Below are 12,620 nucleotides of genomic sequence, written 5' to 3' on the forward strand. Positions count from 1 at the left end.
CAGTGCGGTCACGAGGGTGGTCATGTTCGTCGTCACAAACGGATCTTGACCACCCTCGCCTCATGCCCGCAGGCATTCGGAAAGACTCGTCTAGTGCGGTGGCCCCGGTCGTCTTTACGGCCGGCGCCCCGCTGCCGACGTGTTCGCCCCCGTTGTCGCCGACCCGTGGTGCCCGTTCGGCCGGCGTCTGGAAGAGGAGTTCGGCGCCGTGGCGGTCGAGTAACCGTGGGCAACGGGAGCACGGCACGGCAGGACGCGCATGTCCGGCCAGTGTGAGCACGGGCAGCGATGCGAGGACCGCCAGCGCCGCCGTCATCCTCCCCGAAGCCGCGCAGGTCGCAGGCGGACACCACCATCTCGAACACGCCCGGGCGTGCCGATGGTGGTGTCCGCCGTGGCGACGGTCGTGGTCAGCCCTGCGTCACGGGACGTGGCCGCAGTGCCGAGGCGACCAGCGCGACGCCGACCAGGGTGACAAGGAGGGCGACCGTGACCAGGCCGACCAGCGCTGCGGAGACGTCGTCGGCGAAGAAGGCCGGAACGGCGCTGAGCCCCGACAGCAGTCGGGTGACGATCACGGCCACCGCGCCGGCGCGGCTGCCCCGCCAGGCCAGAGCGATGCCGACCAGGGTGATCAGTCCGAGTACGGCGCCCACGACGGCCACCGCAAACGGAGGGTGATCACCGTCGCCGAGCGGCAGCGAGATCACGTCGATGAGCCCGAGCAGGCCGGACAGGACCAGTCCGGTGACAAGAAGGCGGGTGCGGTTCACGTGGTCCTCCTGGGTGAGGGACGAAGTGCCGGTGTCGTGCCCGCAGTCTGGGTTCGGCGGCCGGGGCCGCGGATCGGGGCCGGCCCGCAACCGTTCTCCGTGCTGCCACGTATTCACTCCTGGTGAGCGCCGGCCCTACCCTGAGCGCGTGGCAACTCGGGGTCTGTTCGCTGTCGCCGCCGCGGCCCTCACGAGCGTGCTGGCGGCTGCCGGAGTGGTCCTGGCCGTGCTCGGCGGTGACAGGGGTGCCACCACTGCGTTCGTGATCAGTGTGGCGTTCGGCCTGCCCTCCGTCGTACTGGGCGTCGTGGTGGCGGTACGCCGTCCGCACAGCGCGGTCGGTCTGCTGCTGGTGCTGGTCGGCGCGACGGCGGTGTGGCTTACGGTCAGCGAGCTGTGCGCGCTGGTCCTCGCGCGGCGCAGGGGACTTGGGTGGGCACAGTGGTACGCGGCCCTGTCGCAGGGCGACTGGATGTTCCTGTATGTTCCGGCCGCGCTGCTGATGCTGGTCTTCCCCGACGGGAGGCTACCGGGACGGCGCCGGCGGTGGGTGGCGGCCGGTCTGCTGGCCGTACCGCCGTTGTTCATGCTGATCGCGGCGCTGGACCCGGCACCGTTCAGGCCGCCGTTCGAAGCGACCGGTCGCCCTCTTCAAGTGCCCGAACCCTGGCCTTCGGTACTGCGCACGGTGGCGTTCGCGCTGCTGCCGGTCTTCCTCGGGCTGCTCATCGCGTCCGCGGCAGCGGTGGTGGTCCGCTACCGGCGGGCCACCGACGAGGTGAAACGCGCCCAGCTCAAGTGGTTCGCGCTCGGTGCCGTCTTCCTGCCACTGACCCTGCTGCTGTGCTGGGCCGGTTACCTGTTCCTGGGCGGACCCGAACTGGCCCTTTTCGGCCTGGCGGCGACAGCCCTGACGATTCCGGCCGCGACCACGATCGCGGTACTGCGGCACGACCTCTACGACATCGACCGGGCGATCAGCACCACCGTCACCTACGGCCTGGTGACCACCATTCTGCTGGGCTTCTACACGGCCGCCTCGTTCGTGGCCGGGCTGAGTGCCGCACGCTCCTCACCGGCCGCGGCCGCCGCGGCCACCGCCGTCTGCGCCGCCGCGCTGTCCCCACTGCGCATCCGACTCAAGCGATGGGTCGACAAGCGGTTCTACCCCGCCCGGCAGGCCGCGCTGACAGCCGTTCAAGGCCTACGTGACCGTATGGACGCCGGGCAAGCCCGCCCGGAACAACTGGAACAAGCACTGCGCGAGGCATTGCACGATCCCCTCCTCCGGGTCGGCTACCGACTTCCCGGCGGCTTGGGGCTCGTCGACGCGACGGGCACGACGCTGAACCCAGGTCAGGCACATATGGCACCGGTCCAGCTCGCAGGACACGACATCGGAGCCATCATTCGGGGCACCACCGGCAGCCGGGAGCTGCTGCGCGAAGTGGCCGGCGCCTGCGCACTGTTGGTGGAGGTGGTCCGGCTGCGCATCGAGGTCAGCCGGGCACTGCAGGAGGCCGAAGCCAGCCGCAAAAGGCTCCTGCACACCGGATACGAGGAACGGCGACGACTCGAGCGCGACCTGCACGACGGAGCACAACAGCGCCTGGTCTCCCTGGGCATGGCAATCCGGCTGGCACAGCGCCACCTGCACGACAGCACGATCGACGTCGACGACCTACTCGACCGGTCAGTTGCCGAACTGGCCCAAGCAGTCGTCGAGTTACGGCAGATCGCCCACGGTCTGCGCCCCAGCAGCCTGGACGACGGGCTCAGCCACGCACTGGCCATGCTGGCCGGCCAGGCACCGGTACCAGTGACACTGGAAGTCTGCGCCGACGCATTACCCGACGACGTGACGGTGACCGCCTACTACGTGGCAAGCGAAGCGATGACCAACGCGGTCAAACACGCCGGCCCCGTCCCGATCGGCGTCCACGTCAGCCTCGCCGACGACCAGGTCACGGTACGAGTGGACGACAAGGGACCGGGCGGCGCAGCCATACGTCCCGGCGCCGGACTGGCCGGGCTCGCCGACCGGGTCAAAGCGGCCGGAGGCACACTGCACTTGTCCAGCCCGCCGGGCGGCGGCACCCTCGTGGAAGCGGTACTGCCATGCGCGTGGTGATCGGCGAGGACTCGGCCCTGTTCCGCGAAGGCCTGGCACGCCTGCTGGCCGATGCCGGATACGAGGTCGTGGCCAAAACACACAACGCCCCCGAACTCATCTCGGCGGTCACAGCCACCCACCCCGACCTGGCGGTCATCGACATCCGGATGCCCCCTGATCTCACCGACGACGGCGTCCGCGCAGCCCGCCACATCCGCGACACCCATCCAGAACTCGGGATCGTCCTGCTCTCCCAGCACATCGAGACCCGCCACTCCGTCGACCTGGTGTCCCAAGGGAAGTTCGGCTACCTCCTCAAGGACCGCGTCTTCGACATCGACGACTTCCTGGACGCCCTGCGCCGGGTGGCAGCCGGCGGATCCGCCCTCGACCCAGAAGTAGTGTCACGCCTGATCGGGACACACCGAGCCACCGACCCGCTGGCACCCCTGACCACCCGGGAACGCGAGGTACTGGCCCTGATGGCAGAGGGCCGCACCAACGTCGGCATCGCCCGCCGGCTGTGGCTCACCCACCGCACAGTGGAAACCCATGTCAGTTCGATCCTCACCAAACTCGGCCTGAGCAACTCCACAGAGGACCACCGCCGTGTACTAGCCGTACTCCTCTACCTCAACCAGCCCTGACGCAACCGGCACGGCGGTGTGACCGTGCGGCGCCCCGACCCCGTTCATGGGCCTGCCGGTTGCACCCCTTTGCGTCCACCGCCAGCCGGGGGCCGCTGGACACCGTCACGTTTCGGTAACCTGGCTGAAACCCTTGACGTTTCTCCTTGCTCGTTCTTAACCTCACTGCACCGCGTAATTGGCAGTTCCAGCAGTTCACGTGCTGCGGCGCTTTCCGCAGTGTTTTGACAGGCACAGACATAGACCACCTGTCGGTGGCTTCGTCGTGCCCTTTTCTGTGCCCCCGTGCCGCCGGTAGGTCTTCCTCGAAGGCGGGATTCATGGCACAACGTCCGAGCGTCAGAGGCGTCGCCGACGTCGTTGCGCTCATCGATGGGCTGGGAAAGATCACCGGCCGGGCTCAGGTCCTCTGGTTCCTCGTGTTCGGCGGGCTGTTCCTCGACGCCTACTCGAACGCGGCGCTGAGCGCGGGTCTGGGACCGATGACGTCCCAGATGGAGCTCACCAGCACCCAGGTCTCGATCCTCACGGCCACCGCTCCGGCCTTGGCGATCATCTTCAACCCCCTCGGCGGCTGGCTCGCCACCCGCATCGGCCGCGTTCCCCCGCTGCTCATCGCCAAGGTGTTCGCGGTCGGGGGTGCCCTACTCGCCGCGTTCGCCGGTGACTTCACCGTCGTCTGGCTCGGCCGGGTGCTGGTGGGTATCGCGTACGGCATCGACTTCGCGGTCGCCATGGCGCTGCTCGCCGAGTACACGCCCGCGAAGCTGGGCGGCCGGCTCAACCTGTGGCAAGCCGTCTGGTACGTCGCCACCACCAGCAACCTCGCCCTGGCCCTGGTCTTCTTCAACCTGGACGTCGGCGCCGACATCTGGCGCTGGTCGGTGGGCTCGGCCTCGGTCGTCGCCGTCGCGCTGCTGCTGGGCCAGGCGCTGATGCTCAAGGAGAGCCCCACCTGGCTGGCCAGCAAGGGCCGACTGGACGAGTCCGTCGCCAACCTGGACCGGATCTACGGGATCAAGGCCGTCGCCGGTACGCCCGACGCGGTGACCCGCACCGCGGCCGAGGCACCCGCTATCGGGTTCCGTCAGGCAGGCATCCTGTTCAAGGGCGAGTACCTGCCTCGCACGGTCCTCTCCTCGGTGGTCTCGCTCGGGCAGTCGATGCAGTACTTCGCGGTCGGCTGGTACCTCCCGCTGATCAGCCTGACGATCTTCGGCGAGAGCTTCGAGAAGGCCACCGTCGGCTCGATGGTGTTCAACGCCTTCGGTATCGCGGGCGGGCTGCTGTCCGCGTACTTCGGCCGCCGCCTCGGGCTGCGGCTCAGCTCCGCCTACGGTTTCGCCGGGGTCTTCGTGGCCCTGGTGGCGATGGGCCTGACCTTCGAGAAGGTGCCCACGGCCGTGGCGTTCCTGCTGCCGGTGCTGTTCATCCTCTGCCACTCGTCGGGCCCTGGCGCCAACGGCAAGTCCATCGCCGCGCTCTCCTACAGCAGTGACGTCCGCGCCCTGGGCACCGGTGTCACCGGAATGGTCGGAAGCTTCGGCAGTGTCGTCGGCCTGTATGTGTTTCCGCAGATCAAGGACTCGCTCGGACTCGCCGACACCTTCCTGGTGCTGTCCGTCGTGCCGCTGATCGGCCTGATCACCTGTTTGCTGATCAAGTGGGACCCGACGAAGGCCGCTTCGCCCGACGAGACAGCCGGGCAGGACCGCGACACTGCTGCCACGCTCGCCGTGCCCGCGCGCTGACCTGCCGCCGGACCCGGCGCACCACACGCCGGTTCCCCCTCTCCCCTCCCCTCCGCATCCGTCTCGCTCCTCCGCACGGCTCGCTCGCCATGCTCGATTGAAAGGGCTGCCATGACGCAGACGTTCCCCGGCGCCTCCCCACGGCGCGGTGTGCTGTCCATCGACGAAGGCACCACGGGCACCCGGGCCGGAATCGTGCTCGACTCGGGCGCCACCCACGAGGTGTTCTACCGGTCGATCAAGGTCAGCCATCCGGATGACCTCGCGGTCGAGCAGGACCCGATGGAGATCTGGGGCGCCACCGTCGAGGTGGCGCGCCGGGCCGTCGGCAGGGCGCGCGAGGACGGCATCGAGATCACCTCGGTCGCGCTGTCGACACAGCGGGCCACGGCGATGCTGTGGGACCGGGTCACCGGGCGACCTCTGCTGCCTGCCGTGGTGTGGCAGGACCGGCGCAACGCGCACGAGCTCACCGCCTACGAGGCGGAGTGGGACGCGGTGCTGCTGGCCCGGCAGGGCCGCCCGGTCGGGGCCCGCTCCCCGTTCCTCTGGGCCGCCCACCAGATCACCGCACACCCGGAGGTGGCCGAGGCGTACCGGGCGGGACGGCTGGTCTTCGGCACCGTCGACACCTGGCTGATCTGGCGCCTCACCGGTGGCGCCGTGCACGCCACCACCCCGACCAACGCCGCGTCCACCGCGGGCTACCTGCTGGAGCGACACGCCTGGGACGAGGAGTGGATCGGCCACCTCGGCTTCCCGCTCGATCTCCTGCCACAGCTCCGCTCCGATGACGCCGGTTTCGGCACGACCGACCCGGCCGCGCTCGGCATCGCCGTCCCGCTGGCCGCCTCCATGGGCGACCAGCACGCCGCACTCGTCGCGCTCGGCGGACTCGCGGCTGGGCAGGGCATGTGTGTGTACGGGACCGGCGCGTTCGTCGACGCGGCGACCGGCACCACCCCCGCCCTGCCCCGGCCGGACATCTCCGGTGTGCTCGCCCATCCCGGCCGACGGCAGGGCGACATCAGCCACTACAGCCTGGAGGCGTACACCTCCACCGTGGGTTCCGCGCTGCGCTGGCTCTGCGACGACCTGGGGCTGTTCGCGTCGCCGAAGGAACTCGGTGAGGAAGCGGGCCGGGTCCCCAGCCGACCGGGCCGCACCCCGTTTCTCGTCCCGTCGTTCGCCGGGATCCGTACACCGGTCTGGCACCCGGAGGCCACGGCGTCCCTCACCGGACTCACCCTCGCCACCACGCGCGCCGACCTCGCCCGCGCCGCGCTCGACGGGATCGCGCACTCGGTGTGCGACCTGATCGACGGGGTCTCCGACACCATGGGCACACCGTTCACCCGGCTCCGGGTCGGCGGCGGCGTTTCCGGCAGCGACCCGCTGATGCAGATCCAGGCCGACCTGACCGGTCTGCCGCTGGAACGGGTCTCCGACTCCGCCTCCGCGAGCCTGCGCGGCACCGCGTATCTGGCCGGGGTCGCCCAAGGTCTGTGGTCCTCGCTCGAAGAGGTCGTCGACACGCAGGAGCGGGGCCGGGTCTTCGAACCGTCGATCTCGGCGGGCGAGCGCACCGAGTTGCGAGTCGCCTGGCGCGACGTGCTGATCGCCCATCTGAACGACCCCGCACTGCTCCCCCTCCGGGCGGGTGCGCCCGAACCTCACACCCCCCACTGACGGCCCGGGGCCGTCGCACCGGCGCCCCGCACCCGACGGGGGCCGCCGAACCGAAACACCAGGAGTTGATGTTGTGATCACCATGCCCGCCCGGAAACCGCGGCGCAACGCCGCGGCGACCCGCCGGACGCCGCTGCTGCTCGACCGGGCCGCCATCAAGCGCCGGCTGGCCGACGACACGTACGACGTACTCGTCATCGGTGGTGGCATCACCGGAGCGTACGCCGTGCTCGACGCCGCCTCGCGCGGTCTGCGCGCAGCCCTGGTCGAGAAGGACGACTTCGCCTCCGGCACCTCGTCGAAGTCGTCGAAGATGGTGCACGGCGGCCTGCGCTACATCGAGCAGGGCAACGTCAATCTGGTCCGGCACTCGCTCCTGGAGCGTCACCGCTTCCGGAAGAACGCCCCGCATCTGGTGCACCGGCTGCCGTTCCTCTTCCCGATCCTGGAGAAGGAGGGCGTGTTCGACGCCCGCCTCGCCAAGGGCTTCGAGGGCCTGCTGTGGACGTACGACCTGGTCGGCGGATGGCGCATCGGCAAGCTCCACCAGCGGCTCACCGTTCCCGAGGTACTCGCTCAGGCGCCGACGCTGCGCGCCGAAAACCTCAAGGGCGGGCTGATGTACTTCGACGCCCGTACCGACGACGCCCGCCTCGTCCTCACCATCGTCCGTACCGCTGCCGCGCTCGGTGCGACGGTCCTCAACGGGGCGAGGGCGCAAGGCCTGCTGATGGAGGCGAGCAGGGTGTCCGGTGCCCGGGTGCTGGCCGACGGCGACAGCATCGACGTCCGCGCGCGGGCCGTCGTCAACGCCACCGGGGTGTGGACCGACGACCTGGACGCCAAGGCAGACGAAGGTCACAAGCCGCAGGTCCGGCCCGCCAAGGGCGTCCACATCGTGGTGCCGTGGGACAAGGTGCGCATCAACTGCACGGTCACCGTGCCGATCCCCGGCCGGGCCCGCCGGGCGACCTGCACCCGTTGGGGCAACAACGTCGTGCTGGGCACCACGGACGAGGACTACCAGGGCTCCCTGGACGACGTGCACTGCACCCGCGAGGAGATGGAATTCCTGCTGGAGGGCGCCAACACCGCCTTCGAGGGGAAACTCACCCCGGACGACGTGGTCGGCTCCATCGGCGGTCTGCGCCCGCTGGTCGGTGGCAAGGAGGGCGCCACTCTCGACATGCGCCGTGACCACCACATCACCGTCGGCCGCACCGGCATGGTGACCGTGACCGGCGGGAAGCTCACCACAAGCCGGCACATGGGCGAGCTGGTCATCGACAAGGTGATGACGGTCCTCGGCCGCAAGGGGAAGAGCCGCACCACCGACCTCCCGCTCCTCGGCGGCGCCGGTTACGACTCCGAGGCCGTCGCCGCGTCCGGCGGCATCGCCGCGCACCTGGGCGAGCGCTTCGGCACCGAAGCCCGCTTCGTCGGCGATCTCATCCAGGACGACCCCTCGCTGGCGGAGCCGATCGTCGCGGGACTCCCCTACACGAAGGCGGAGGTCGTGTACGCGGCCCGCGCCGAGCTGGCCCGGTCGGTCGACGACGTCCTCTCCCGCCGCACGCGTGCCCGGCTGTTCGCCCGGGACGCCTCTGCCGACGCCGCCGAGGTCGTCGGCGCGATCCTCGGCCGGGAACTGAACCTCACGGACGCGGAGGTCGAGCGCTCGGTCGCCGAGTACCTCGCAGCCGTCCGTCATGAAAAGTCCGTACTCCTGGAAGGGGCAGCAACATGATCAGCCGTCAGACCATCACCCACCCGTTCAACCGGGGCAACTACACCGTCGGCGCCCCCAGCTTCGCCAAATGGGCGCAGAAGACCCCGATCGGCGACGGCGAGGCCGCGCTCCAGGTGAACCCGGTCGAGGTCCCCGAATCCGTGGTCGAGGCGCTGCGCGAGGCCGCTCACGCGGTGCACACCTCCCGCGACGAGGTCGTCACCCGGACTCGTGACTGGTGGGCCGGTTCGATGATCGGCGAGACCGAGGGCCGTCCCGCGACCCCGAACGCCGTGATCGTCGAGGCCGCCGACGCCGACCAGGTCGCGGCCGTACTGCGGATCTGCCATGAGGCCGGTATCCCGGTCACCCCGTCCGCGGGCCGCTCCAACGTCACCGGCGCCGCGCTCCCCGTCTTCGGCGGCGTCGTCCTCGACGTGTGTGGGCTGAACCGGATCACCGGCTTCGACGCCGAGTCGAACGTCGTGGACGTCCAGGCCGGCATGTTCGGTGACCTCTTCGAGAAGCAGCTTCAGGAGGAGTACGGCGTCACCACCGGCCACTGGCCGTCCGCGTTCGCCGTCTCCACCGTCGGCGGCTGGATCGCCTGCCGCGGCGCCGGGCAGCTCTCGACCCGGTACGGCAAGATCGAGGACATGGTCGTCGGCGTCGACGTCGTACACGCGGACGGCACCCGAGCCACGTACGGCGACTACGCCCGCGCCGCGGTCGGCCCCGACCTGCGCCAGCTGTTCGTCGGCTCCGAGGGCACTCTCGGCGTCATCGTCTCGGCCCGCCTGCGGGTCCACCCGCTGCCGGAGTACGCGAGCGCCGTCGCGTACGGCTTCAAGACGTTCGCGGAGGGTCTGGACGCCTGCCGCAGGATCATGCAGCGCGGTGCCACTCCGGCCGTCCTGCGCCTGTACGACGCCCTGGAGTCGGGCACCCACTTCGGCCACCCGGAGACCAACCTCCTGCTCATCGCCGACGAGGGCGACCCTGCCATCGTCGACGCGTCGATCAAGGTGGCCCGGGAGGTCTGCGAGGAGTACGGCCCCGAGTTGGACAGCCAGGCCGTCTTCGAGCGCTGGCTGGACGAGCGGATGCTGGTCGGCAAGTCCGCCGAGGGCTTCACCCCTGGTCCGGGCTTCGTCGCCGACACCCTGGAGATGGCCGCGTCCTGGACCGACCTCCCGGTGATCTACGAGGAGGTCGTCGCCGCGATCCAGGCGGTGGACGGCACCCTGGCCGCCTCGGCCCACCAGTCCCACGCGTACACCGACGGCGCCTGTGTCTACTTCTCACTCCGCGGAGACGTGGCGCCAAAGGCGCGCCGCGACTGGTACCGCGCGGTGTGGGACGCGGCCAACGCCGTGCTCATCAAGCACGCCGCGGCGCTCAGCCACCACCACGGCTGCGGGCTGCTGCGCGGCCCTTACCTGGAGGAATCCCTCGGGGCAGGCTTCGCCACGTTCGTCGCGATGAAGCAGGCCCTGGACCCGGCCGGCATCCTCAACCCTGGCAAGCTGGGCCTGCCCAGCCGTTTCGGTACGTCTCCGCTGAACTGACCTCAGCAGCCACGGACCCTTGATCCCCACCAGGTAGGCCCTTGCCATGACTCCTTTCCCTTCCCGGTCCGGTGCCGCACTCGACGCCCGGTTGGTCTCCGCGCTGGCCGAGGTCCCGGTCATCGCGTCGGTCGTCGGCACCCAGCCGCTGCGGCAGTTCCTGACCGCACCGGCCAAGGCGTGCATCGTCGCGTCGCTCGCCGTGGGGCAGCTGCCCCAGGTCGTGCCGGCGCTGTGCCGGGCGGGGAAGACCGTGTTCGTGAACGTGGACAGCAGCCCCGGTCTGGCCCAGGACCGGGGCGCGCTGGAGTTCATCAAGAACATGGGCGCACATGGCGTGGTCAGCACCCGGCTCTCGCTGATAGAGAAGGGACGGCCGCTCGGCCTGCTGACGATGATGAAGGTGTTCGTCACCGACCGGTCCAACCTGCGCCGCTCCACGGACGCGATCTCGCGCGGGGCGCCGGACCTGGTCGAGATCATGCCCGCCCCGATCGTCGCCCGAATGAGCGAGCAGGCACTGCGCGCCATGTCCCCGTCGGTCGCCGCGGGCTTCGTGGAGACCCCCGCGGACGTGGCGCTCGCACTGGCACTCGGGTCCGTTGCCGCCGCCACGTCCGACCCCCGCCTCTGGCACCTGCGCCGGGACCAACTGCCGCCGGCTGCGCCCGCCGCTCTGAAGAGGCCTGCCGCACCATCCCAGGAGTAAGCCCTCATGTCATACGTCGTCGTCGCCCGCTACCGCACCAAGGAAGGCGAGGAGAACACCGTCCTCCCCCTGCTCGACACCATGGCCACCGCGTCCCGCCAGGAGCCGGGCAACCTCGCCTACCGCGTCCACCAGGGCACCGAGGACCCGCGGGCGATCGTGTTGTACGAGGAGTACGTCTCCCAAGCCGACTTCACCGCGCACTGCGCCTCCCCGCACTTCAAGGACATCGTGCTCGGCCAGGTCGTCCCGCTGTTGGAGACTCGTGACGTGCTGCGCTGCGCCCCGCGCCCCGAGGTGCGGGCATGAAGACCCGTGCGGTGGTGCTGCGCGCCGTGTCGACCGCCCGCCCCTACGGCGAGACCCGCCCCGTCGAGGTGGAGGAGCTGGAGTTGGGCGCCCCGCGCGAGGGCGAGGTGCTGGTCCGGATCGCGGCCGCCTCGCTCTGCCACTCGGACCTGTCGGTGGTCAACGGCGACCGGGTCCGCCCGCTACCGATGGCGCTGGGGCACGAGGCGGTGGGCGTCGTACAGGAGACCGGACCGGGCGTGAGCCGGGTCCGTCCAGGTGACCACGTGGCCCTCGTCTTTGTGCCGAGCTGCGGCTTCTGCGTCGACTGCGCGGCCGGCCGGCCCGCCCTGTGCGCACAGGCCGCCGCGGCGAACGGGTCAGGGGAGCTGCTGCACGGCCCGTCGCTGCTGACCGACGCCTCCGGCGCCCCGGTCCACCACCAGCTGGGTGTCTCCGCGTTCTCCGAACACGCGGTACTGGCCCAGGAGTCGGTGGCGCCGATCCCGAAGGACATCCCGTTCACGGTGGCGTCGATGTTCGGTTGCGCGGTCCTGACCGGTGCCGGAGCGGTCATCAACACGGCGGCTCTGCGCCCCGGCCAGTCGACGGTGGTCTACGGCCTGGGCGGCGTGGGTCTGTCCGCGGTGCTGGGTGCCCGCGCGGCGGGGGCGTACCCGGTCATCGCAGTCGACCCGGTGCCGGAGAAGCGCAAGCTGGCCCTCCGAATGGGCGCGACCCACGCGTACGCCCCCGGCGAGGCGGTCGAGGCGATTCGTGAACTCACCTCTGGTGGAGTCGAGTTGGCGGTCGAGGCAGTGGGCGTCCCGAAGGTGATGGCCGAGTGTCTGACGGCCGCGGCCCGGGGCGGCATGGTCGTCTCCGTGGGCCTGCCCGCCCCCGACCGAGTGCTGGAGGTCCCGGCGCTGGCGTTCGCGGGCGAGGGCAAGTCCCTGCTGGGCTCGTACATGGGCGACGCGGTACCGCGCCGCGACATACCCCGGTTCCTGGACCTGTGGCGAGCGGGCCTCATGCCGGTGGAACGGATGCACACCGGCACTCTGCCTTTGACCGACATCAACACGGCGATGGAGGAACTGGCCTCGGGCCGGGCGATCCGTCAGGTCATCGACACATCGGGGATGCTGAACGTCTGATCCAGCACGCCGCACCGTCAGGTGGCCCGGCGGCGCTCCTTCCCGTTATGGAAGGAGCGCCGTCACCGCCCTGCGGCATCCCTGGGACCACCGACGTCGCTCGGTCCGCCAGTCCGCACCAGGTATGGCGCGGTGCGGTCGAGCGTCAGCTCCACGAGTGCGTACAACAGCCCTGAGGCAACAACGCCTCAAGCCG

10 protein-coding genes are annotated in these 12,620 nt (G+C 70.3%); 9 read left to right on the top strand and 1 reads right to left on the bottom strand.

The window, feature by feature from the left end; all coding sequences use genetic code 11:
• Positions 1-410 precede the first annotated feature (410 nt).
• A complete protein-coding gene (locus tag ACWDEX_RS26090) occupies positions 411-773 on the bottom strand; it encodes a hypothetical protein (protein WP_450466448.1) in 363 nt (120 codons plus the stop codon).
• A 148-nt stretch (positions 774-921) separates the two neighbouring features.
• Between ACWDEX_RS26090 and ACWDEX_RS26095 the strand changes: the two genes are divergently transcribed.
• The 9 genes from ACWDEX_RS26095 (at position 922) to ACWDEX_RS26135 (ending at position 12,424) form a co-directional block, all read left to right on the top strand.
• Positions 922-2,904, top strand: coding sequence for a histidine kinase (locus tag ACWDEX_RS26095; RefSeq protein WP_450466450.1), 1,983 nt, complete (start codon positions 922-924; stop codon positions 2,902-2,904).
• On the top strand, positions 2,892-3,533 hold the full coding sequence (locus tag ACWDEX_RS26100) for a response regulator transcription factor (RefSeq protein ID WP_450466452.1): 642 nt from the start codon (positions 2,892-2,894) through the stop codon (positions 3,531-3,533). The genes ACWDEX_RS26095 and ACWDEX_RS26100 overlap by 13 nt, the downstream gene beginning before the upstream one ends.
• A gap of 320 nt (positions 3,534-3,853) precedes the next feature.
• Positions 3,854-5,284, top strand: coding sequence for an MFS transporter (locus ACWDEX_RS26105; RefSeq protein WP_450466454.1), 1,431 nt, complete (start codon positions 3,854-3,856; stop codon positions 5,282-5,284).
• A gap of 111 nt (positions 5,285-5,395) precedes the next feature.
• A complete protein-coding gene (locus ACWDEX_RS26110) occupies positions 5,396-6,973 on the top strand; it encodes an FGGY family carbohydrate kinase (protein WP_450466456.1) in 1,578 nt (525 codons plus the stop codon).
• Between the two features lie 73 nt (positions 6,974-7,046).
• Positions 7,047-8,720, top strand: a complete 1,674-nt coding sequence (locus tag ACWDEX_RS26115) for an FAD-dependent oxidoreductase (RefSeq protein WP_450466458.1) — start codon at positions 7,047-7,049, stop codon at positions 8,718-8,720.
• On the top strand, positions 8,717-10,270 hold the full coding sequence (locus ACWDEX_RS26120) for an FAD-binding oxidoreductase (protein ID WP_450466460.1): 1,554 nt from the start codon (positions 8,717-8,719) through the stop codon (positions 10,268-10,270). Before ACWDEX_RS26115 ends, ACWDEX_RS26120 begins: the two co-directional genes overlap by 4 nt.
• A 46-nt stretch (positions 10,271-10,316) precedes the next feature.
• A complete protein-coding gene (locus ACWDEX_RS26125; RefSeq protein ID WP_450466462.1) occupies positions 10,317-10,979 on the top strand; it encodes a glycerol-3-phosphate responsive antiterminator in 663 nt (220 codons plus the stop codon).
• Between the two features lie 6 nt (positions 10,980-10,985).
• Positions 10,986-11,288 carry a putative quinol monooxygenase gene (locus tag ACWDEX_RS26130; protein ID WP_450466464.1) on the top strand — a complete coding sequence of 101 codons (303 nt, stop codon included), beginning with the start codon at positions 10,986-10,988 and terminating at the stop codon, positions 11,286-11,288.
• Positions 11,285-12,424: a zinc-binding dehydrogenase gene (locus ACWDEX_RS26135; protein WP_450466466.1), complete on the top strand. Its 1,140-nt coding sequence runs from the start codon at positions 11,285-11,287 to the stop codon at positions 12,422-12,424. The genes ACWDEX_RS26130 and ACWDEX_RS26135 overlap by 4 nt, the downstream gene beginning before the upstream one ends.
• Positions 12,425-12,620: the final 196 nt, after the last annotated feature.

It is taken from the genome of Streptomyces sp. NPDC001020, assembly GCF_053599115.1.